Raw genomic sequence first — 19,654 nt, forward strand, 5'->3', positions numbered from 1 at the left:
GGTTAACGCAACGGGCGTTGCGTCATGCGCAACGGAGCGCGGGGGCGGGGGCTTGGGGCGCGGAGCTGGGCCAAGGCTCGGAGCCGGGTCATGGCTCAGAGCTCGGTCACGGCTGAGAGCCGCGCCATGGCTCAACGCTGCGTCTTGGCTCAGAGCCGGGTCCTAGCTCCAGCCGCGCCCTGGCTCAGAGCAGGGTCACAGCTCCGCCGCGTCCCGGCTCAGAGCAGGGCCATAGCTCCGCCACGTCCCCGCTCAGAGCTCGGTCACGATCACGTCCAGCGCCCACGGCCGCCCGCCCTTCGCCGGGGCGCTCCCCTCCACCGCGTACCCGAGGTCGCGCAGCGCCTCCGCCAGCTCCGCGGGGCCGCCGGGCTCCACGCCCGCCGTCAGCAGGTCGCGGACCAGCCGCCCCTTGGTGGCCTTGTTGAAGTGGCTGACGACGGACCGCTTCTCGACCCCGTTCACGACCTTCGACTGCAGCACCCGGACCGTGGCCGTCCGCTCCGCGACGTCGCCCTTCGGCTTCCACGCGGAGGCGTACGCCGCCGACCGGAGGTCGAGGACCATCCGGCCGTCCGCCTCCTGCGGCAGCTGCCCGTCCATGGCCCCGCGCCAGTGCGCGGCCAGCGCGCCCAGGCCCGGCAGCTTCACGCCCATCGAGCAGCGGTACGAGGGGATCGCGTCACTGACGCGGACCGCGCCCCACAGGCCGGAGAAGACCAGCAGCGACCGCTCCGCCCGCTGCCGCGCCGCGGCGCCGAGCGAGGCCAGGCCCAGGGCGTCGTACAGCACGCCGGTGTAGACCTCGCCCGCCGGGCGGGTGCCGGCGGTCCGCAGCGCCGCGTTCTTCGCGATCTCGCCCCGCAGCCCCGGGGAGAGGCCGAGCACCTCCGCGGCCTTGTCCTCGTCGCCCGCGCACAGCTCGACGAGCTCCGTCAGCACGGCCTCGCGCGCCTCGGTCAGCCCCGGCAGCGACAGCGCACCGACCTCCAGTACGGCCCCGGCGCCGGTCCCGACGGCGGCGGCCTTCCCCTCGGACGGCGGCAACAGCACGAGCACGGTGTTCTTCTCCCTCGGTACGGATCGGGCGGGCGGCCCCGACGAGCCTAATTCCTTCTGAACGATCGCGGGGCCGCTGGTGGCGCCTACGGGATTGTTCGAGTGGTGAGGGCCGTGACGCCTCCGTCGAGCCGGGCCCGCGAGGCCTTGCGTTAGACCGCGCGGGCGGCCCTCATCACGACGTGGTGGCGGTCGCGCGGGCGCCGGAGTGAATGCCTTTGGCTTACCGGGCACCCGATGCCTCAGCCAAGAGCGGCGTTCTCCGGCGCCTTCGCGACCGCCACCACCTGTCTGTGCAATCACTCGTTGATCTTCGTGGTGCGAGCCCGCCACACGGTGACCTCTTGTTCCGCCCGAGCCGCCTGAGCTCCCGCTAAGACCGAGGCCCGTGCGGCGCGCTGGTGCCACGAACGGCTGGTGAGGTGGCGGACCGGCCCTGACGCCGAGTCCTGGAATTAGGTCGCTGCGTGGCCCGCATGTGCTCGTGACCAGCACAAACACTGGTTGCTCAAGGGGAGGAGCATCTTGATCTACTGCGGTATCGACTGGGCGGAGAAGACGCACGACGTCGCCCTGGTCGACGACTCGGGGCAGCTGCTGGCCAAGCGCCACATCACCGACGACGCGAACGGCTACCAGATCCTCAAGGACCTCCTGGCCGAGTACGGCGACACCGAGGAGGACCCGATCCCGGTCGCGATCGAGACCTCCCGCGGCCTGCTCGTCGCGGTGCTGCGGACGGGCAAGCGCAAGGTCTTTGCCATCAACCCGATGGCTGCCGCCCGCTACCGCGACCGGCACAGCGTGAGCCGGAAGAAGTCCGACCCGGGCGACGCCCTGGTCCTGGCGAACATCCTCCGCACGGACATGCACGCCCACCGGCCGCTGCCAAATGACAGCGACCGGGCCCGGGCCATCACCGTGCTGGCCCGGGCTCAGCAGGACGTCGTCTGGAACCGGCAGCAGATCGCCAACCAGCTCCGCTCCCTTCTTCGCGAGTACTACCCGGCCGCTCTCGCCGCGTTCAGTGTGTGGCAGAACGGCCTGTGCCGGCCGGAGGCCCGAGAGCTCCTCAAGAGGGCCCCGACGCCTTCCCGGGCGGCGCGTCTGACACGCGCCCAGCTGGCCGCCGCACTCAAGCGGGCCGGCCGTCAGCGTGGCATCGAAGCCGAAACCGAGCGGCTGCGGGAGGCCTTCCGTGCTGAATGGGCCCATCAGCCGCATCTGGTCGAAGAGGCTCTCGGCCAGCAGATGCTCGCCCTCCTGCTCCAGCTCAACGCGGCCTGCACAGCCGCGGACGACCTCGCCGAGGCGGTGGAAGAGGCTTTCCCTCAGCACCCGGACGCTGACATCCTCCTCAGCTTCCCCGGCCTCGGCGTCCAGCTCGGCGCCCGGGTGCTCGCCGAGATCGGAGACGACCGCACCCGCTTCGCTGACGCCCGAGGGCTGAAGGCTTACGCGGGTTCCTCACCCGTCACCAGAGCCTCGGGGAAGAAGTCGAGCATCACCCGACGCTGGGTGAAGAACGACCGGCTCAACCACGCCGGCTACCTCTGGGCCTTCGCCTCCCTACGGGCCTCGCCCGGAGCCATGGCCCACTACCGCCGCCGCCGGGACGACCACGGAGACTGGCACGCAGCCGCCCAGCGCAACCTCTTCAACCGCATGCTCGGCCAGCTCTTCCACTGCCTCAAGCAACGAGTGCTGTTCGATGAAGCAACGGCCTTCCCCACCGCCCTGGCGGCCGCAGCTTGACGCCTTCACATCGTGAGGTGTCTAACGCCGCCCGCCGCGCCCACCGGCCGCGGCGACCTGGCGGGCGGGCTAGCGGGCGGGCTAGCAGGCAGGCTCGGCGGCCATGAGCGCCCGTATCGCCTCGACGGCGGCGTGCGGCTCGTCGGCGTGGAAACGGACCGTGCGGACTTCGCGGGGCCGCCGGAAGAGCCGGGTGACGGTGACGGGGCCGGTGAGCTCGACGGTGACCGAGGTCTGGGAGGCGACGGGCACCTCAAGGGTGCCGTCCAGGGTCTCGCTGCCGGGAAAGCGCAGGTCGCGCCGGACGGCGCCGATGGCCGCCGCCGGGATGCGCAGGTCCAGCGTGCCGCCCTGGCGGATCCGCAGCCCCTCCGGGCCGGCCGTGTGCGGGCGGACCACGCTGCCGGCGTGGAAGCCGAGGACGAGCAGCACGGTGTAGACGTCGAGGGCCAGGACCACCCAGTGCAGGACGGGGTACGCGGCGGTGAAGAAGGACATCCCCACCGTCTCCACGACGCACACGAAGAGGAGGGCGTACATCGTGGACGCCTGGGCCCGCGCGTACGGCAACGCCCGGACACCGTCACCGACGCCGTCACGGCGCCGGGTGAACCACAGCATGAGGCCCGCCCAGAGGCGGCCCTCATGCACGGCAAACGCTCTGGCGAGGCTCACGCGGGGGCTCCTCTCCCTTGATCATGCTTGATCATGATCGCCGTCATGGAACCAGTAGAGACATCGGCGCTACGGCAAGGTCAAGGGCCCGGCGCGGGCGGGGACGGCTACCGGGCGGCGATCGTGGCAGCGCCCGCCAGGTAGCATGGTCGGCACGGCGGACGAGCCGGCCGGGCGGCCGCGTGGGATCTTCGGATCCCCCGAGGAACGTCCGGGCTCCACACGGCAGGGTGGTGGGTAACGCCCACCCGGGGTGACCCGCGGGACAGTGCCACAGAAAACAGACCGCCGGGGGCCGCGAGGCTTCCGGTAAGGGTGAAACGGTGGTGTAAGAGACCACCAGCGCCTGGGGTGACTCAGGCGGCTAGGTAAACCCCACCCGGAGCAAGGTCAAGAGGGGCCGCTTCACGGCGGCCCTGCGCGGACGATCGAGGGCTGCCCGCCCGAGTCCGCGGGTAGACCGCACGAGCCTGCCGGCAACGGCAGGCCTAGATGGATGGCCGCCTCCCCGAGGGCCGCAAGGCCCCCGGGAGACAGAACCCGGCGTACAGGCCGACTCGTCCGCCGCCCCTCTCCCCTATGAGCCTGTGAAGGCCGGCAGGTTCTACAGCCAGCCGTTCTGCCGGGCTGCCCGGACCGCCTCCATGCGGTTGCGGGTTCCGGTCTTGCCGATGGCCGCGGAGAGGTAGTTGCGGACCGTCGCCGGGGAGAGGTGGACCCTGGCCGCGATGTCCGCGACCGTCGCGCCGTCGACGGCCGCCGCCAGGACGTCGCGCTCGCGCTGGGTCAGCGGATTGGGGCCGGCGCTCAGGGCCGCGGCCGCGAGGGCCGGGTCGATGACGCGCTCGCCGGCGAGGACGCGGCGGATCGCGGCGGCCAGGTCCTCGACCGGGCCGTCCTTGACGAGGAAGCCGGCCGCGCCGGCCTCCATCGCGCGGCGCAGGTAGCCGGGGCGGCCGAAGGTGGTGAGTATCAGGACCTGGCAGCCGGGCATGCGGGCGCGCAGGTCCGCGGCGGCGTCGAGGCCGCTGCGGCCGGGCAGCTCGATGTCGAGGAGCGCGACGTCCGGCCGCGTCTCCAGGGCCTTGGAGACGATCTCGTCGCCGTCGCCGACCTGGGCGACGATCTCGATGTCCTCCTCCAGCCCGAGCAGCAGCGCGAGCGCGCCGCGCATCATTCCCTGGTCCTCGGCGAGGAGCAGTCTGATCATGAGCGGTGGTCCTCCTCGGACTCCGAGTCCACGGGCAGTTCGGCCACGAGCCGGAAGCCCTTGCGCCCGTCCGGGCCGGCGGTCAGGTGGCCGCCCGCGGCGGCCAGCCGCTCGGTCAGGCCCTTGAGGCCGTTCCCCGGCGAGGTGCCGGTGGCCGCACCCGAGCCTACGCCGCCGCCGTTGTCGGTGATCTCCAGGCGTACCTGGTCGGTCTCGCCGCGCACCTCGACCGTGCAGCGGCCGGCGCCGCTGTGCCGGACGACGTTCGTGACGCCCTCCCGCACGACCCAGCCCAGCAGGGCCGCGCTCTGCGGCGGCAGCGGGGGCCCGGACTGGCGGATGTCGGCGGTGATGCCGGAGGCCTCCAGCAGGGAGCGGGCGCGGTCGAGTTCGGTGTTGAGAGTGGAGTCGCGGTAGCCGGTGACGGCCTCGCGGATCTCGGTGAGGGCCTGCCGGCCCACGGCCTCGATGTCGGCCGCCTGCCCTATCGCCGCGTCCAGGTCGCGCGGGGCGAGCCGGCGCACTGCCTCCGCCTTGACGACGATGACGGACATGGTGTGCCCGAGCAGGTCGTGCAGGTCGCGCGAGAAGCGCAGCCGTTCGCGCTCGACGGCGCTGCGGGCCAGTTCCTCGCGGGTTTCGCGCAGTTGGGCCACGGTCTCGAAGAGGCTGAGGATCGCGGCGGTGACGAAGCCGGAGAGCAGGGTCCCGTAGGCGACGGTGAGGGTCTCCGTCGGGCCGCCCCGGATGCTCGCGATCACCCCGGCCGAGCCGGCGATGACGAGGACGACGACGCCCAGCCGCCGCCCGCTCTCGGTCAGCCCGCGCCGCAGCACGATGCCGGCGGCCAGCGACAGCAGCGGGAAGCACAGCAGCCAGTCGCCGCCGTACCCGATGGTCAGCGCGTACGTGACGACGGCCAGTCCGCCGAGCGCGAGGAACGGGTACCGGGTCGTCCGCTGCCGCTTGTCGAGGCCGGTGAACACCGAGAGCGCGTACAGCCCGGCGAAGGCCACGACGCCCAGCCCACCGAGCCAGGGCAGCGGCACCTCGCCCCGGAACAGGTCCTCGACGTCCCCGGTGAGCATGAAGAGCCAGGGCAGGAAGGCGAACTTCCCCGGTGGTTTGTGCCGCTCGGTCCCGGCCTTGCGGCGGGCCGCGCGCGCGGCTTTCCACCCGGCCTCGCGGCGGGTCGTGAGCCCGGCTCTCCACCCGGCTTCCCGCCCGGCATTCCGCCCGGCTTCCTGCCCGGCCTCGCCGTCGGTCTTGCTGTCGGTCATGGCACAGAACTCTAGGGAACGCCCCGCTGAGCTGGGCAGATGCAAGTGTGGGCGGCCACCCGTGACATTTGTCCCGGGCCCGGCTATACATGGGGTCCATCGGATCGGCTAGAACGCGTTCTAGGAAGGTTCCCGATGCCCATCGACGCACGCCAGGCCGTCGCCGCCGCGCCCCGCCGCACCTCACTGACCTGGGATCACAAGGACGTCCTGCTCTACCACCTCGGCATCGGCGCCGGCACCCCCGCCACCGACCCGGACGAGCTCCGCTACACCCTGGAGAGCCGGCTGCACGTCCTCCCCAGCTTCGCCACCGTCGCGGGCGGCGGCAGCGCCCAGGCCGGCGGCCTCGCCTCCCCCGGCATCGACATCGACCTCGCCGCCGTGCTCCACGGCGGGCAGTCCGTCGAGGTCCACCGCCCGCTCCCCGTCAGCGGCTCCGTCTCCCACACCTCCCGCGTCACCGCCGTCCACGACAAGGGCAAGGCCGCCGTCATCGTGCTGCGCGCCGAGGCCGCCGACGCCGAAGGGCCGCTGTGGACGAGCGAGAGCGAGATCTTCGTCAAGGGCGAGGGCGGCTTCGGCGGCGAACGTGGCAGCACCACCCGCCTGGAACAGCCCGTCCGCACCCCCGACCACACCGTCGAGCGCCCCGTCCGCGAGGACCAGGCCCTGCTCTACCGCCTCAACGGCGACTGGAACCCCCTGCACGCCGACCCCGAGTTCGCTAAGCGGGCGGGCTTCGACCGGCCGATCCTGCACGGCCTGTGCTCGTACGGCATCGCCCTCAAGGCCGTCGTCGACACCGCGCTCGCCGGGGACGTCACCCGCGTCCGCGCATACCGCACCCGCTTCGCCGGCGTCGCCTACCCCGGCGAGACGCTGCGCGTACGGATGTGGCGCGAGACCCCGGCGCCCGGCCGGATCCAGGTGACGGTGACCGCCGTGGAGCGCGACGACGCTCCCGTGCTCGCGGACACCGTCGTCACGCACGGGTAAGCCCGCGGCCGGCCGGACGGACACCCGCACACGGCACACGGCAGACGGCAGACGGCAGTTAGCTACACGGACCCCGCACACGCCCAGCGCGTCGAAAACCGCGTCAGAGGAGTGGTCATGCGCGCAGCCGTACAGCACGAGACAGGACGGCCCGAGCTCGACGTCCGCGACGACGTGGAGGCGGTGGGCCCCGGCCCCGGCAAGGTCCGGCTGCGCATGCGGGCCACCGGGCTCTGCCACTCCGACCTCTCCGCCATGAACGGGGTGCTGCCCCAGCCCGTCCCCTTCGTCCCCGGCCACGAGGGCGCGGGCGAGGTCGTCGAGACCGGTGAAGGCGTCACCGGGCTGCGGCCCGGCGACCGCGTCATGGTCTGCTGGCTGCCGTCCTGCGGCGGCTGTCCCGCCTGCAAGCGCGGCCAGACCCAGCTGTGCCTGGCCGGCTTCATGGCGGCCGGCACGCCCAACTTCCGCATGAGCGGCTCCGGGTCCGAACCCGGGTCCGGCACCGACGTCTTCGGCTTCGCCGGCACCGGCACCTTCGCCGAGGAGGTCGTCGTCGGCGCGGGCTGCGCCGTGCCCATCCCCGACGACCTGCCGTACGACATCGCCGCCCTCATCGGCTGCGGCGTCACCACCGGCCTCGGCGCCGCCCTCAACACCGCCGATGTCGCCGCCGGTTCCTCGGTCGCCGTCATCGGCTGCGGCGGCGTCGGGATCTGCGCCGTCCAGGGCGCGCGGGCCGCGGGCGCCGCGCAGATCGTCGCCGTCGACCCGGTCGCCTCCCGGCGCGAGGCCGCCCTGCGCTTCGGCGCGACCGAGGCCGTACCGCCCGACGCACTCGCCGACGCGCGCGCCCGCATCACCGGCGGCGAGGGCTTCGACTACGCCTTCGAGGTCGTCGGCACGTCCGCCACCGCCCGCGCCGCGTACGACGCCACGCGCCGCGGCGGCACGCTCTGCGTCGTCGGGGCGGGCGCCATGGACGACCTCTTCCAGCTCAACATGTTCGAGCTGTTCTTCGACGAGAAGCGGATCCTGCCCTCTCTGTACGGCGGCGGTGACGTCCGGCGCTCCTACGAACGGGCCATCGGCCTGTGGCGGGCCGGCCGCATCGACCTTGCGGGCCTCATCACGCACCGCGTCCCGCTGTCCGGCGTCAACGAGGCCCTCGCCCAGATGCGGACGGGCGAGGCGCTGCGCACGTGCATAGAGATCTGAGAAACCGAGACCTGAGAAGGGGAGCGGCATGGTGTCCCTGCGCGGCAGGACCGCGATCGTCACCGGCGCGGGGCGCGGCCTGGGCCGCGCCGAGGCCCTCGAACTGGCCCGGCTCGGCGCCCACGTCGTCGTCAACGACTACGGGCAGCCCGGCCCGGACGGCTCCGGCGAGGCGTCCGCAGGGCCCGCCGAGGCCGTCGCCGCCGAGATCCGGGCGGCGGGCGGCCGGGCCACCGCGCACGCCGGCGACGTCGCCGACTTCGAGCAGGCCCGCGAGCTCGTGCGGCTCGCCGCCGAAGCGGGCGGCGGCTCGCTCGACATCCTCGTCAACAACGCGGGCATCCTGCGCGACCGCATGGTCTTCTCCATGGCCGAGGAGGAGTGGGACGCCGTGATCCGCGTCCACCTCAAGGGCCACTTCAACACCCTGCGCTTCGCCGCCGCGCACTGGCGGGAGCGGGCGAAGGCCTCGGGCCGGCCGGTGTACGGACGGGTCGTCAACACCTCCTCCGAGGCGTTCCTGATCGGCTCGCCCGGACAGCCCAACTACGCGGCGGCCAAGGGCGGCATCGTCGGCCTCACGACATCGACGGCGGAGGCCCTGCGCAAGTACGGGGTGACGGCGAACGCCATCTGCCCGCGGGCCCGTACCCGCATGACGGAGCAGGTCTTCGCCGGCGTCGGGGCGCCGGAGGCCGGCGGGCCCGACCCGCTCGACCCCGGGCACGTGGCCCCGCTCGTCGGCTACCTCGCCGCGCCGGCCGCGGCCGGGGTGACCGGGCAGGTGTTCCTCGTGCACGGCGGGATGGTCGCCGTGATGGAGCGGCCGAAGGTCGCGGCGCGGTTCGGCACGGCGAAGGACGTCTTCACGGCCGGGGAGCTGGACGAGCTCCTCACCCCGTACTTCGCGGGCCGCCCGCCGGGCGAGACGTTCGCGGCGCCCGAGGGCTGAACCGGAGCCGTGGAGGCCTCGGTGTCAGTGGCCTTCCAGCGTACGGCGGTGCTTGCCGTGGGCGGGTGCGCTGTTGTCGTCGGGGGAGGCGGGACCGCGGTGCCTGCCGGAGCCGGCGGCTGCGGCCTGGGCGGACGCCTCGAAGGGGCGCGCCTCGGTCGTGTCGGTTCGGGCGTCGGGCATGGGGAAAGTCACTCCGTCGGATGGGGATGCGTGCTGTGCGCGTGGGGGCTGCCACGGCAGTGGCGCACGGTGCCGGCGGACGCCGGCACGCCCCCGCGCACGGCCGTTCGGCTCACGGCGGTGTCAGCCCGTTACAGCCACGCAACCCCCGCCCGGATTCTAACGGGACCTTGATCGCGGAGGCCACCCGGCCGGGCGGCGAGTCGGCTCCGCTCGGAGTGCGTTCCGGGTGCCGTCCGGGGCGCCGGAGCGCGCCGCTCAGGTCCGCGGCTCCCGGCCCAGCGGGGCCTGCTGCAGGGGTACGGGCCTGGAGGCGGCCGCCGACCACGCTCCCGGCATGGCCGCTCCGGAGAGGCCGGCAACGCCGGTGGCGCCGGTGGGGTCCACGGCGGTCCAGACCGAGGCCGGCGACTCGGCGCGGGGCCCGGCAGACGCCGGGGTCACGGGCATGGACACGGGCCCCTGCGGCCCCGCGGGACCGGCCTGCGGCACGGAACCCGCCTGCGGCACGCCGGGTGACAACCCCTCATGCGGCCGCTCCATCAAGGGACCGTCAAGGGACGGCGCCTGCGACGGCACGTCCGCCCGGGGCGGTTCGGGCCGGGACGGGAACGCCTGCGACGCCGGCGCGGGATGCGGGGCTTCATGCGGCAGGGGCGACAGCGGCGGCACGGCACCGCCCGCCCCGGGCCGGGGGTGCGGGGCGGACACCGGTCGCGCGGCTTCATGCGGCAGGGGCGACTGCGGCGGTACGACACTGCCCGCGTCGGGCCGGGGGTGCGAGGTGGACACAGGTCGCACGGCCTCATGCAGCAGAGGCGACTGCGGCGGTACGCCACCCCCCGCCTCGGGCCCGGGATGCGAAGTGGACACCGGACGCACAGCGTCATGCGGCAAGGGCGACTGCGGCGATACGGCACCACCCGCCTCGGGCCCGGGGTGCGGAGTAGACACCGGGCGCACGGCCTCATGCAGCAAGGGCGACCGCAACGGCACGGCGCCACCCCCCTCCGGCCCAGGGTGCGGGGCAGACACCGGACGCACGGCCTCACGCAGCAGCGGCGACTGCGGCGGCACGACACTGCCCGCCTCCGGCCGCGGCACGGGCGACGTCACGGGCCGCGGGACCTCGTGCAGCAGCGGGGGCTGCGGCGTGGTGGGGCTCGCTTCTGGCCGCGGCAGCGGTTCCGGGACCGCCCGCAGCAGCGGCTGGGGCCCGGCCGGCTGCGGGGCCTTGTGGAGCAGTGGCCGCGGCAGCGCGGAGGTGCTCGCCTCGGGCCCCGGCCGGGAGGCCTCCCGCGCGGCGGAGCCCGGCTCGGGCGGCGGGACCTTGTGCAGCAGCGGCGTCCGCACCTGCTGCGGCGCGGTGAGCGGCACCTGATCCGGCATCCGGTCCGGCGCCTGCCCCGGCGCCTGACCCGGCGACCGCTCCGGCCCCTGATCCGGCGTCAGACGCGGCACCTGGGAAACCGTACGAGGCACCCCCTGCAGCAGCGGCACCCGCTCCTCGCCTGGAGCCCCGTGCGGTGACACCGGCTCGGGCCGGGGCGCCGGCCGCCGCGCCCCCTGCAGCAGCGGCCCCGGCTCGGAGGGCGCCCCGGACGGCGCCGGCTCCGGGCGGGACGCCCCCGGCGCCACCGGGCCCGCCCCGGACGGGCCCCCGCCGCGCCCGCCGGTATCCCGTGTCTCCCCCCGCTCCGCCTCCGGCAGCCGCAGGCGGGCCAGCCCGCAGCGCACGTACGGCGTCACGAACGGCAGCCGCAGCTCGCCGCCGCTGGTCCACAGGCCCGCGCCGACGAGCCAGCCGGCGGGCGCCGGGAACTGCTGGAGCTGTTTGCCCGACGGGCGCCAGACGCCCACCCAGCTGCCGGTCGCGCCCTCGACCCGGAAGGCCACGGCGCACCCCTCGGGGGTGAGCTCCTGCCCGGGCTGGGCGGCGAAGGGGGTGAGCGCGGCGCCCGCGGGTCGCAGGCACTCGGGGAAGCGGACGGGCCGGGCGGAGCCGAGCACGCCCCAGCCGATCCGGTCCTGCCCGGGGGCGTCGGAGCGGACGAGAAGGAGGCCGCTGCAGGGGTCGGCGAGGAGCAGGCGGTCGTTGCTCTCCTCGGTGATCTGCAGGAGCGGGCTGGTCTCGCCGCCGCGCTCCAGGTCCACCACGACGGTCTTGGTGCGGCCGTCCAGCTCGCGGTCGAGGGCGAGCAGCCGACCCGTACGGTCGAGCCAGGCGCCGCCCGTGCAGCGGCCGGGCACTTCGACGACCCGCTCGGGCCCGAAGGCGCCGCCGTGCAGCCGCCACAGCGCGGTCGCGCGGTCGGCGTGGACGAGCCCGTAGACGGAGGAGCCGCCCGGCGCGGGAGGCAGCAGGGACAGCCGGGCGCACTCGACGGCGCCGACCGGCAGCTCCCCGGTGCCGGGGCCGGTGGGGTAGAGCAGCGAGAGCGTGTGCCGCTCGGCGACGCGGCGGCGGATGAGGACCCGTCCGTCGGCGAGCGGCTGCACCTCGCTGTCGGGCTCCTCGGGCTGGCTGCCGGGCAGCGGCACGGCGTACGGCTCGGGGCCGTCGAGGGTCCAGCGCTCGGGGAACCAGCCGCCGGTGGCACCGTCCAGGGCCAGCCGGGCGGCGTAGGAACCGTTCGCCGTGACCGTGAACGCCGGGCGCCTCATGTCCGTCGAGCCGCTCCGCGGGGTGCTCTGCGGGGCGCTCTGGGGGGCACAGACCGTCATGAGAAACGTCACCTCCGGCACAGAACGTAGTTATCGCACTTCCTGCCGAACAATGAGAGTCGGCCCGCTTCACGCGTAAGGGTGGCTGTTGTCCGATTCGCCTGAGGGGGGCGAGGAGGGTGTGCTTCGCACGCCCTGCGCCGTCACGTAAGGTAAGGCGAGCCTAAGTAGTCGCGGGGGGTGGCTGAACAGGCCCTCTTGACCACCCGCCGGCCGCAACCGCCGGCCGGCCGGACCCGACCCTGGAGTACGAGATGTCCCTCCGCCGCCGCGGCACCGCCGCAGTCGCCCTCTCCGCAGCCGCCGCGCTCGCCCTCACCGCCTGCGGCTCCTCCGGCAGCGGGGACGGCAAGGACAACGGCAGCGGCTCGAAGGCCGTGTCGGAGAGCGGCAAGGACTTCGGCAAGGCCGGCGAGCAGACGGCGAAGATGGGCACCGACGCGGCGCCCGGGCAGTTCCCGCGCACCATCAAGCACGCGCTCGGCACGACCGAGCTGAGGGAGCGCCCGAAGCGCGTCGTCGTCCTCGACGTCGGCGAGCTCGACAACGTGGTCTCGCTCGGCATCCAGCCGGTCGGCTGGGCCCCCAGCGAGGGCAGCCAGGAGCTCCCGGAGTACCTGAAGAAGGACGCCGGCGACCCGAAGAACGTCGGCACCATCAACAACCTCAACCTGGAAGCCATCAACGAGCTCCACCCGGACCTGATCCTCGGCAGCAAGCTGCGCGCGGAGAAGAACTACAAGGACCTCGCCAAGATCGCCCCGACCGTCTTCTCCGTCCGCCCGGGCTTCACGTGGAAGGAGAACTACCTCCTCAACGCGGCCGCGCTGGACAAGACCGCCGAGGCGAAGAAGAACCTCGACGCGTACGCGGCCAAGGCGAAGAAGCTCGGCGAGGACCTGGGCGAGAAGAAGCCCACCATCTCGATGGTCCGCTACCTCCCGCAGTTCACGCGCCTCTACGCCGGCCAGTCGTTCATCGGCACGATCCTCAAGGACGCCGGCCTGCCGCGCCCGAAGAACCAGCAGGCCGACAAGCTGGCCGTGGAGATCAGCCCCGAGCAGATCGACCAGGCCGACGCCGACTGGATCTTCACCGGCGTCTACGGCGCCCCGGACAAGACCAAGCGCGACACCGCGCAGGACAACCCGCTGTGGAAGAACCTGCGGGCGGTCAAGGAGGGCCACGCCAAGGACGTCGAGGACGAGACCTGGTACCTGGGCCTGGGCGTCACCGCCGCGGACAAGGTCCTCGACGACCTGCGGGGCTTCCTCGTGAAGTGACGGCCCCGTGAAGTGACGGCCCCGGAAGCGAGGCCGGGAAGAGGCCGGGACGAGGTCGGGAAGAGCCCGGGAAAGTGACGCCCGGCCTCGGGCGGAGCCCGCGCGGGCACGGCGGACAGGTAGCCTTTCCTCCGTGCCCGCACTGTCTGAAGTCATCGCCGCCCTCGACGCCCTCTGGCCCCCGGAGCAGGCCGAGCAGTGGGACGCCGTCGGCACGGTCTGCGGCGACCCCGCCGCCCCGGTCGGCCGGGTGCTGTTCGCGGTCGACCCCGTCCAGGAGGTCGTCGACGAGGCCGTGGCGCTCGGCGCCGACCTGCTGGTCACCCACCACCCGCTCTACCTGCGCGGGACCACGACCGTCGCGGCCTCGACCTTCAAGGGCCGCGTCGTGCACACCCTGATCAAGCACGACATCGCCCTGCACGTCGCGCACACCAACGCCGACCGCGCCGACCCGGGCGTATCCGACGCCCTCGCCGGCGCGCTCGACCTCCGCGTCACCGGCCCCCTCGTGCCCGACCCCGCCGACCCGGCCGGCCGCCGCGGCCTCGGCCGCCTCTGCGAGGTCGACCCGCCCATGAGCCTGGCCGCGTTCGCCGAGCACGCCGCCAAGCGGCTGCCCGCCACGGCACAGGGCATCCGCGTCGCCGGCGACCCCGGGCGCACCATCCGCACCGTGGCCGTCTGCGGCGGCTCCGGCGACTCCCTCTTCGACGAGGTGCGGGCCGCCGGCGTGGACGCCTACGTCACCGCCGACCTGCGCCACCACCCCGCCTCCGAGGCCCAGCAGCACAGCCCGCTGGCGCTCGTCGACGCGGCCCACTGGGCCACCGAGTGGCCGTGGGCCGAGCAGGCCGCCGCCCAGCTGGACGAGATCTCCGACCGGCACGGCTGGGGCCTGCGCACCCACGTCTCGAAGACCGTCACCGACCCCTGGACCGCCCACGCGGCGTCCCCCTCCTCCGCCTTCTCCGACAAATAACCCCAGGAGCCCCCAACTGAACGCCGCGCCCGCCGACCAGATCCGCCTCCTCGACCTGCAGGCCCTGGACACGCGCCTCGACCAGCTCGCCCACAAGCGCAAGAGCCTGCCGGAGCACGCCGAGATCGCCTCCCTGGAGGCCGACCTCACCCAGCACCGCGACCTGCTCGTCGCCGCGCAGACCGAGGAGAGCGACACCGCCCGCGAGCAGACCAAGGCCGAGCAGGACGTCGACCAGGTCCGCCAGCGCGCCGCCCGCGACCAGCAGCGCCTGGACACCGGCGTCGGCATGTCCGCGAAGGACCTGGAGAACCTGCAGCGCGAGGTGGCCTCTCTGGCCAAGCGCCAGGGCGACCTGGAGGACGTCGTCCTGGAGGTCATGGAGCGCCGCGAGTCCGCCCAGGAGCGCGTCACCGAGCTGACCGCCCGCGTCAGCTCCGTCCAGGCCAAGGTCGACGACGCCGTCGCGCGCCGCGACGCCGCCCTCTCCGAGATCGACGCCGAGGCCGCCTCGGTCACCAAGGAGCGCGAGATCGTCGCCGCCTCCGTCCCGGCCGACCTGCTGAAGCTGTACGACCGGCTGCGGGAGAAGCAGGGCGGCATCGGCGCGGCCCGCCTCTACCAGCGCCGCTGCGAGGGCTGCCGCCTGGAGCTCGACATCACCGAGCTCAACGACGTCCGCGCCGCCGCGGCCGACAAGGTCGTCCGCTGCGAGAACTGCAGCCGCATCCTGGTGCGCACCTCCGAGTCGGGCCTGTAAGCCCGATGGCCCCTCGCTTCATCGTCGAGGCGGACGGCGGCTCCCGGGGCAACCCGGGGCCCGCCGGCTACGGCGCCGTCGTCCTGGACGCGGCCACCGGCGAGGCCCTCGCCGAGGCCGCCGAGTACATCGGCACGGCCACGAACAACGTGGCCGAGTACCGGGGGCTCATCGCCGGCCTGGAGGCCGCGAAGGCCCTCGACCCCGCGGCCGAGGTCCAGGTGCGGATGGACTCCAAGCTCGTCGTGGAGCAGATGTCGGGCCGCTGGAAGATCAAGCACCCGGACATGCGGCCGCTGGCCGCCCGGGCGCGGGCCGTCCTCCCGCCGGGGCAGGTCTCCTACGCGTGGATCCCGCGCGAGGAGAACAAGCACGCGGACCGGCTCGCCAACGAGGCGATGGACGCGGGCAAGGCCGGCCGGCAGTGGGAGGCGGGCGCCTCCGCGGCGGCGCTCGCCGAGCGGGCGGCCGTGCGGGCGTCGGCGCCCCTCGCCGAGCCGCTCGCGGAGCCGCTCGCCGAGCCCAAGGCGGCTCCCGTCGGCTGGGCCGCCCCGGCCGACCTCGGGACGCCGACCACGTTCGTCCTGATGCGCCACGGCGAGACGGCTCTCACTCCGCAGAAGCGATTCTCCGGAAGCGGCGGCAGCGATCCGGAGCTGTCGCCCGTGGGCGTCCACCAGGCCGAGCGCGCCGGTGCCGCGCTTGCCGCCCGCGGCACCATCGAGGCCGTCGTCTCCTCGCCGATGCGGCGCTGCCGCGAGACGGCCGCGGCCGTGGCCGCGCGCCTCGGCTTGGAGGTCCGCGTCGAAGAGGGCCTCCGCGAGGCGGACTTCGGCGCCTGGGAGGGCCTGACCTTCGCGGAGGTCCGCGAGCGCTGGCCCGACGACCTCGACGCCTGGCTCGCCTCCTCCAAGGCCTCCCCCACCGGCGGCGGCGAGAGCTTCGCGGCGGTCGCCCGCCGGACGGCCCTCACGCGCGACAAGCTCCTCGCGCGCTACGCGGGGCGTACGGTGCTGCTGGTCACGCACGTGACGCCGGTCAAGACACTGGTCCGCCTGGCCCTCGGGGCCCCGCCGGAGTCCCTGTTCCGCATGGAACTGTCAGCGGCGTCGGTATCGGCGGTCGCCTACTACGCGGACGGCAACGCGTCACTGAGACTCCTGAACGACACGTCGCACCTGCGGTAGGCAGCCGGAACGCGTCCCAGACCGAGCACGGTCCGGCACCGCCGGTCACGCACGTGGTGGTTTCGCACCGCTGCGGCGGAAGAAACATGCCGCCGCAGCAGCAGTCACCCGTGGCATGCGCCCCGTAAGGGGCGCGGGGAACTGCGCGAGCAGCCACGGACGGCCCGCAGCCGAATAACCGCGCGTCCAGCGGAACGCTCAAACGCACGGTCCGGCACCGCCGGTCACGTATGTGGTGGTTTCGCACCGTCGCGGCGGAAGAACGGGCGCCCCCGTTCACTCTGCCGCCCGCAGGGCCATCGCCTCCTCCACCGCGGCGACAGCCGCGACCCGTTGCCGCTCCCGCTCCTCGATGTCCTGCGCGCTCTCCCCCGTCGCCGCCACCCGAGGGCACCGGGGGCACTGCCACCGGTCCGGCGCGCCGAGCGGCGGCGGGGTCATGGGCACGTCGCAGTGGGGGCAGTTCACGGTCACTCCTTCGACGTGGCCGCAGGACGCGCAGACCCACACGGGCCCCTCCGCGTCCTGCTGCCGCCACGCGGTCCTCAGGCATTGCGCGCATCCGGTCGTGACGATCCCGGCCCGGCTCATGACGGGCGGCTCCGGGGTGGTGTCCGCGTACTCGATGATCCGTGCCCTGACCCGGTCGTCCGTGGTGTTGGCCATCCGGAGCAGGTGTGCGACGCGCGAGCGTGCTTCGTCAACGAAATCGTTCATGGCGGCAGCAGGCTACGGCGCCGGGCGCCGCACCCGGGGCCGGCGGCGCACACGATCACCCTTGCGAGTGCACCGATCATTCGTTCGAGCTATTTCAGAGCCCTCCGCGGGGCGGAGTCACGCGGCGGAGTCACTTGAAGGGCACGTTGACGCACGCCAGCCGGTCGCCCGCCGTGCCCGCCCGGCCGGGGGCCCGCTCGGTGGCGTGCTCGTGGATGACGACGGAGCGGGCCTCGCCGGGGCGGAAGCGCCAGGCGACCGAGGAGGACGCCCCGCCGTCGCCGCGCCCGTCGGTGGTGAAGTCCAGCCAGACCTCGTTGCGGGGATTGGCGTACGCGGGGTCGGTGGACGGCTGCACGGGGTCCTTGACCTGCTGGTAGTGCCCGCCGGAGGCCTCGGGCCGGGTGCCGCACGGCTGCGTGTGGACGTGTGCGCCGAACGTACGGCCCGGCTGGATGCCGTACAGCCGCAGGTGGACACGGGTACCGTCGTGGCCGGTGCGCTCGGTGACGGTGACGCGGGCGCCCGGCGGGACCGCGGCCGGGTCGAACGTCACGGCGCGCAGCACGTCGCCCGTGGGGTCCGCGAAGACGGCGCTCACATCGGCGCCCTGCCCGCCGGTACCGGCAGCACCGGCACCGGCACCGGCCACCGGGGACAGCACCGCCATCGAAGCGGCGAGCAGCGATACGGCGAAGGACATCTTCCGCCCCTTTCGGCAACTGGGCAGCTGGGCAGCTGGGCACTTCGACAGCGGCCGCAGCCGCTTCCCCTGTCTCCCCCGTCTCCCCCGCACGTGCTTCCCACGGTATCGGCCCCTCGCGCACGCCGCTCGGCGGCCGTGAGGACAATGAGCCGACCACCGCGTACCCCTGGAGGACGACACCATGCCGCCCAAGCCCGAGATACTCGCCGCCTTCGAGGCGGCCAAGGGTTTCATGCCGCTCGACGAGGGGCTCGCCCTCCACGCCGCCGCCGAGGAGGCCGCGGCGCTGGGGCTGCCGCTGCTCGAAGTGGGCACGTACTGCGGGCGTTCGACGATCCTGCTGGCCGCCGCCGCCCGGGAGGCGGGCGTCACGGCCGTGACGGTGGACCATCACCGCGGCAGCGAGGAGCAGCAGCCGGGCTGGGAGTACCACGACGCGTCGCTGGTGGACGAGGCCGTGGGGCGGATGGACACGCTGCCGGTGTTCCGGCGGACGCTGCATCAGGCGGGCCTGGAGGAGCACGTGCTGGCGCTCGTGGGGCGCTCGCCGCTGGCGGCGTCGCTCTGGGGGAGGCCGCTGGGGCTGGTGTTCATCGACGGCGGGCACACCGACGAGCACGCGACGGCCGACTACGAGGGCTGGGTCCCGCATCTCGCGCCGGGCGGGCTGCTGGTGATCCACGACGTGTTCCCGGACCCGGCGGACGGCGGGCAGGCGCCGTACCGCGTGTATCTCAGGGCGCTCGCGTCCGGGGAGTTCACCGAGGTGTCGGTGACGCGGTCGCTGCGGGTGCTGCGGCGCGGACCGGTTGCGGCGTAGGCCCCCTCCGGGGCGGGGCGGCGGCGTAGCATCGCCGGGTGTCCAAAGGCAGCTTTTCCCGCTTCCCCCGCTCCCCGCGCGCCGGCCGCACGAGCCGCATGAGCCGGAGGGGCGGCTTCCGTACGCCCGTCGTCGTCGCGGTGGCGGCCCTCGTCCCGGCCGGGGTCGCGGGCTGGCTGCTGTGGGACGCGGAGGCGGACGGCGGGCAGAAGGAGCCGGTGGCCGCCGCGTCGGCGGCCTCCGCCGGGGCGCCGGAGCCGCCCGGCCGGTCCTCCGCGTCGCGGGCTCCGTCCCGGGAGGCTTCGCCCGAGGGCAAGCGGCCTTCGGCGCCCGGCTCGTCGTCGCCCGCGCCGCCGAGCGCGTCACCCGCCGCAGCCGACGAGGGGCCGCTGCCCGACGGGCCCCTCAAGGGCAAGGTGGTCGTCGTCGACCCCGGGCACAACATCCGCAACAGCGAGCACACCGCCGAGATCAACCGCTCCGTCGACATCGGCACGGGCCGCAAGGAGTGCGACACCACCGGGACGTCCACGGACAGCGGCTACGCGGAGGCGTCGTTCAGCCTCGACGTCGCCCACCGGCTGCGCACGATCCTGCGGTCGCAGGGTGCCCGGGTGGTGCTGACGCACGACGGCGAGCGGCCGTACGGCCCGTGCGTGGACGAGCGGGCGGCGATCGGGAACCGGGAGCACGCCGACGCCGCCGTCTCCGTGCACGCCGACGGCTCGGCCGTCGGCAACCGCGGCTTCCATGTGATCCTCCCCGCTTCCGTCAAGGGCGGCCGAGCGGACACCGCGCCGATCGCCGGGCCGTCCAAGGACCTCGGCGTGCGCATCGCGGGCCACTTCGTACGCGTCACGCGCAGCGCCGCGTCCAACTACATCGGCGGCGGTACGGGCCTGGACACCCGCGGCGACCTCGGCGGCCTCAACCTCTCGACCGTGCCGAAGGTGTTCATCGAGTGCGGCAACATGCGGGACCCGCAGGACGCGGCCCTGCTGACGGACGGAGCGTGGCGGGAGAAGGCGGCGCAGGGGATCGCCGACGGCATCACGGACTTCCTGGACGGGTAGGGCGGAAGCGGGCCCCGGGCCGCCGCCGCGGCCGTCCGCGCAGACCACGGGCTTGTCACGAGGCAGATACG

General features: G+C 74.1%; 18 protein-coding genes and 1 other RNA gene. 11 read left to right on the plus strand and 8 right to left on the minus strand.

The genetic code is table 11. The annotated features are described in order from the left end of the window. Window positions 1–252: 252 nt before the first annotated feature. Complete coding sequence (gene yaaA, locus ACSNOH_RS16085; protein WP_436722016.1) at window positions 253–1,059, minus strand: peroxide stress protein YaaA; 807 nt, start codon at window positions 1,057–1,059, stop codon at window positions 253–255. A gap of 525 nt (window positions 1,060–1,584) precedes the next feature. Here yaaA and ACSNOH_RS16090 point away from each other — a divergent pair. After that, window positions 1,585–2,814 (plus strand): IS110 family transposase, encoded by a 1,230-nt coding sequence (locus ACSNOH_RS16090; RefSeq protein ID WP_436722017.1) that lies wholly within the window; start codon window positions 1,585–1,587, stop codon window positions 2,812–2,814. 81 nt (window positions 2,815–2,895) lie between these two features. Here ACSNOH_RS16090 and ACSNOH_RS16095 read toward each other — a convergent pair whose 3' ends face one another. Then, window positions 2,896–3,489, minus strand: coding sequence for a hypothetical protein (locus ACSNOH_RS16095; RefSeq protein ID WP_436722018.1), 594 nt, complete (start codon window positions 3,487–3,489; stop codon window positions 2,896–2,898). A 162-nt stretch (window positions 3,490–3,651) separates the two neighbouring features. On the opposite strand from ACSNOH_RS16095, the gene rnpB reads away from it, so the two are divergent. After that, window positions 3,652–4,053: RNase P RNA component class A (gene rnpB, locus ACSNOH_RS16100), an RNA gene on the plus strand. 40 nt (window positions 4,054–4,093) lie between these two features. On the opposite strand, the gene ACSNOH_RS16105 is transcribed toward rnpB, so the two are convergent. Together ACSNOH_RS16105 and ACSNOH_RS16110 are read right to left on the minus strand one after the other, a co-directional pair. Next, window positions 4,094–4,699 carry a response regulator transcription factor gene (locus ACSNOH_RS16105; protein ID WP_436722019.1) on the minus strand — a complete coding sequence of 202 codons (606 nt, stop codon included), beginning with the start codon at window positions 4,697–4,699 and terminating at the stop codon, window positions 4,094–4,096. Further along, window positions 4,696–5,979, minus strand: a complete 1,284-nt coding sequence (locus ACSNOH_RS16110; protein WP_436722020.1) for a sensor histidine kinase — start codon at window positions 5,977–5,979, stop codon at window positions 4,696–4,698. The genes ACSNOH_RS16105 and ACSNOH_RS16110 overlap by 4 nt, the downstream gene beginning before the upstream one ends. Window positions 5,980–6,114: 135 nt before the next feature. Between ACSNOH_RS16110 and ACSNOH_RS16115 the strand changes: the two genes are divergently transcribed. From ACSNOH_RS16115 to ACSNOH_RS16125, 3 genes are all read left to right on the plus strand, one after another. Then, window positions 6,115–6,978, plus strand: a complete 864-nt coding sequence (locus tag ACSNOH_RS16115; protein ID WP_436722021.1) for a MaoC/PaaZ C-terminal domain-containing protein — start codon at window positions 6,115–6,117, stop codon at window positions 6,976–6,978. Window positions 6,979–7,095: 117 nt separating this feature from the next. Then, entirely contained in the window at window positions 7,096–8,196 is a 1,101-nt protein-coding gene (locus ACSNOH_RS16120) for a Zn-dependent alcohol dehydrogenase (protein ID WP_436722022.1), read from the plus strand. 28 nt (window positions 8,197–8,224) lie between these two features. Then, the gene (locus tag ACSNOH_RS16125) at window positions 8,225–9,148 is read left to right on the plus strand and encodes a 3-oxoacyl-ACP reductase (RefSeq protein ID WP_436722023.1); all 924 of its coding nucleotides are present in this window, start codon (window positions 8,225–8,227) and stop codon (window positions 9,146–9,148) included. Between the two features lie 24 nt (window positions 9,149–9,172). On the opposite strand, the gene ACSNOH_RS16130 is transcribed toward ACSNOH_RS16125, so the two are convergent. Both ACSNOH_RS16130 and ACSNOH_RS16135 read right to left on the minus strand, forming a co-directional pair. Continuing rightward, a complete protein-coding gene (locus ACSNOH_RS16130) occupies window positions 9,173–9,331 on the minus strand; it encodes a hypothetical protein (RefSeq protein WP_436722024.1) in 159 nt (52 codons plus the stop codon). Between the two features lie 258 nt (window positions 9,332–9,589). Then, on the minus strand, window positions 9,590–12,055 hold the full coding sequence (locus ACSNOH_RS16135) for a hypothetical protein (RefSeq protein WP_436722025.1): 2,466 nt from the start codon (window positions 12,053–12,055) through the stop codon (window positions 9,590–9,592). Between the two features lie 254 nt (window positions 12,056–12,309). On the opposite strand from ACSNOH_RS16135, the gene ACSNOH_RS16140 reads away from it, so the two are divergent. The 4 genes from ACSNOH_RS16140 to ACSNOH_RS16155 all read left to right on the plus strand — a co-directional run bounded on the left by ACSNOH_RS16140 (window position 12,310) and on the right by ACSNOH_RS16155 (window position 16,267). Continuing rightward, complete coding sequence (locus ACSNOH_RS16140; RefSeq protein ID WP_436722026.1) at window positions 12,310–13,338, plus strand: ABC transporter substrate-binding protein; 1,029 nt, start codon at window positions 12,310–12,312, stop codon at window positions 13,336–13,338. Window positions 13,339–13,471: 133 nt separating this feature from the next. Next, window positions 13,472–14,320, plus strand: coding sequence for a Nif3-like dinuclear metal center hexameric protein (locus tag ACSNOH_RS16145; protein WP_436722027.1), 849 nt, complete (start codon window positions 13,472–13,474; stop codon window positions 14,318–14,320). A 16-nt stretch (window positions 14,321–14,336) separates the two neighbouring features. Beyond that, window positions 14,337–15,080: a zinc ribbon domain-containing protein gene (locus tag ACSNOH_RS16150; protein WP_436722040.1), complete on the plus strand. Its 744-nt coding sequence runs from the start codon at window positions 14,337–14,339 to the stop codon at window positions 15,078–15,080. 5 nt (window positions 15,081–15,085) lie between these two features. Beyond that, window positions 15,086–16,267, plus strand: coding sequence for a bifunctional RNase H/acid phosphatase (locus tag ACSNOH_RS16155; RefSeq protein ID WP_436722028.1), 1,182 nt, complete (start codon window positions 15,086–15,088; stop codon window positions 16,265–16,267). Window positions 16,268–16,543: 276 nt separating this feature from the next. Here ACSNOH_RS16155 and ACSNOH_RS16160 read toward each other — a convergent pair whose 3' ends face one another. Both ACSNOH_RS16160 and ACSNOH_RS16165 read right to left on the minus strand, forming a co-directional pair. After that, window positions 16,544–16,984 (minus strand): hypothetical protein, encoded by a 441-nt coding sequence (locus tag ACSNOH_RS16160; RefSeq protein ID WP_436722029.1) that lies wholly within the window; start codon window positions 16,982–16,984, stop codon window positions 16,544–16,546. A 130-nt stretch (window positions 16,985–17,114) separates the two neighbouring features. After that, window positions 17,115–17,687, minus strand: a complete 573-nt coding sequence (locus ACSNOH_RS16165; RefSeq protein WP_436722030.1) for a superoxide dismutase family protein — start codon at window positions 17,685–17,687, stop codon at window positions 17,115–17,117. Between the two features lie 184 nt (window positions 17,688–17,871). On the opposite strand from ACSNOH_RS16165, the gene ACSNOH_RS16170 reads away from it, so the two are divergent. Both ACSNOH_RS16170 and ACSNOH_RS16175 read left to right on the plus strand, forming a co-directional pair. Next, window positions 17,872–18,510, plus strand: coding sequence for a class I SAM-dependent methyltransferase (locus ACSNOH_RS16170; protein ID WP_436722031.1), 639 nt, complete (start codon window positions 17,872–17,874; stop codon window positions 18,508–18,510). A gap of 98 nt (window positions 18,511–18,608) precedes the next feature. Beyond that, the gene (locus ACSNOH_RS16175) at window positions 18,609–19,583 is read left to right on the plus strand and encodes an N-acetylmuramoyl-L-alanine amidase (RefSeq protein ID WP_436722041.1); all 975 of its coding nucleotides are present in this window, start codon (window positions 18,609–18,611) and stop codon (window positions 19,581–19,583) included. The last annotated feature ends 71 nt before the right edge of the window (window positions 19,584–19,654 follow it).

It is taken from the genome of Streptomyces sp. URMC 127 (assembly GCF_051386535.1).
Classification (GTDB): Bacteria; Actinomycetota; Actinomycetes; order Streptomycetales; family Streptomycetaceae; genus Streptomyces.

Bases quoted from the DNA above. Each gene is read 5' to 3' on its own strand.
- ACSNOH_RS16105 (WP_436722019.1), bottom strand. From the start codon at position 4,699: ATGATCAGACTGCTCCTCGCCGAGGACCAGGGAATGATGCGCGGCGCG.
- ACSNOH_RS16110 (WP_436722020.1), bottom strand. From the start codon at position 5,979: ATGACCGACAGCAAGACCGACGGCGAGGCCGGGCAGGAAGCCGGGCGG.
- ACSNOH_RS16115 (WP_436722021.1), top strand. From the start codon at position 6,115: ATGCCCATCGACGCACGCCAGGCCGTCGCCGCCGCGCCCCGCCGCACC.
- ACSNOH_RS16120 (WP_436722022.1), top strand. From the start codon at position 7,096: ATGCGCGCAGCCGTACAGCACGAGACAGGACGGCCCGAGCTCGACGTC.
- ACSNOH_RS16125 (WP_436722023.1), top strand. From the start codon at position 8,225: ATGGTGTCCCTGCGCGGCAGGACCGCGATCGTCACCGGCGCGGGGCGC.
- ACSNOH_RS16130 (WP_436722024.1), bottom strand. From the start codon at position 9,331: ATGCCCGACGCCCGAACCGACACGACCGAGGCGCGCCCCTTCGAGGCG.
- ACSNOH_RS16135 (WP_436722025.1), bottom strand. From the start codon at position 12,055: ATGACGGTCTGTGCCCCCCAGAGCGCCCCGCAGAGCACCCCGCGGAGC.
- ACSNOH_RS16140 (WP_436722026.1), top strand. From the start codon at position 12,310: ATGTCCCTCCGCCGCCGCGGCACCGCCGCAGTCGCCCTCTCCGCAGCC.
- ACSNOH_RS16155 (WP_436722028.1), top strand. From the start codon at position 15,086: ATGGCCCCTCGCTTCATCGTCGAGGCGGACGGCGGCTCCCGGGGCAAC.
- ACSNOH_RS16160 (WP_436722029.1), bottom strand. From the start codon at position 16,984: ATGAACGATTTCGTTGACGAAGCACGCTCGCGCGTCGCACACCTGCTC.
- ACSNOH_RS16165 (WP_436722030.1), bottom strand. From the start codon at position 17,687: ATGTCCTTCGCCGTATCGCTGCTCGCCGCTTCGATGGCGGTGCTGTCC.
- ACSNOH_RS16170 (WP_436722031.1), top strand. From the start codon at position 17,872: ATGCCGCCCAAGCCCGAGATACTCGCCGCCTTCGAGGCGGCCAAGGGT.
- ACSNOH_RS16175 (WP_436722041.1), top strand. From the start codon at position 18,609: ATGAGCCGGAGGGGCGGCTTCCGTACGCCCGTCGTCGTCGCGGTGGCG.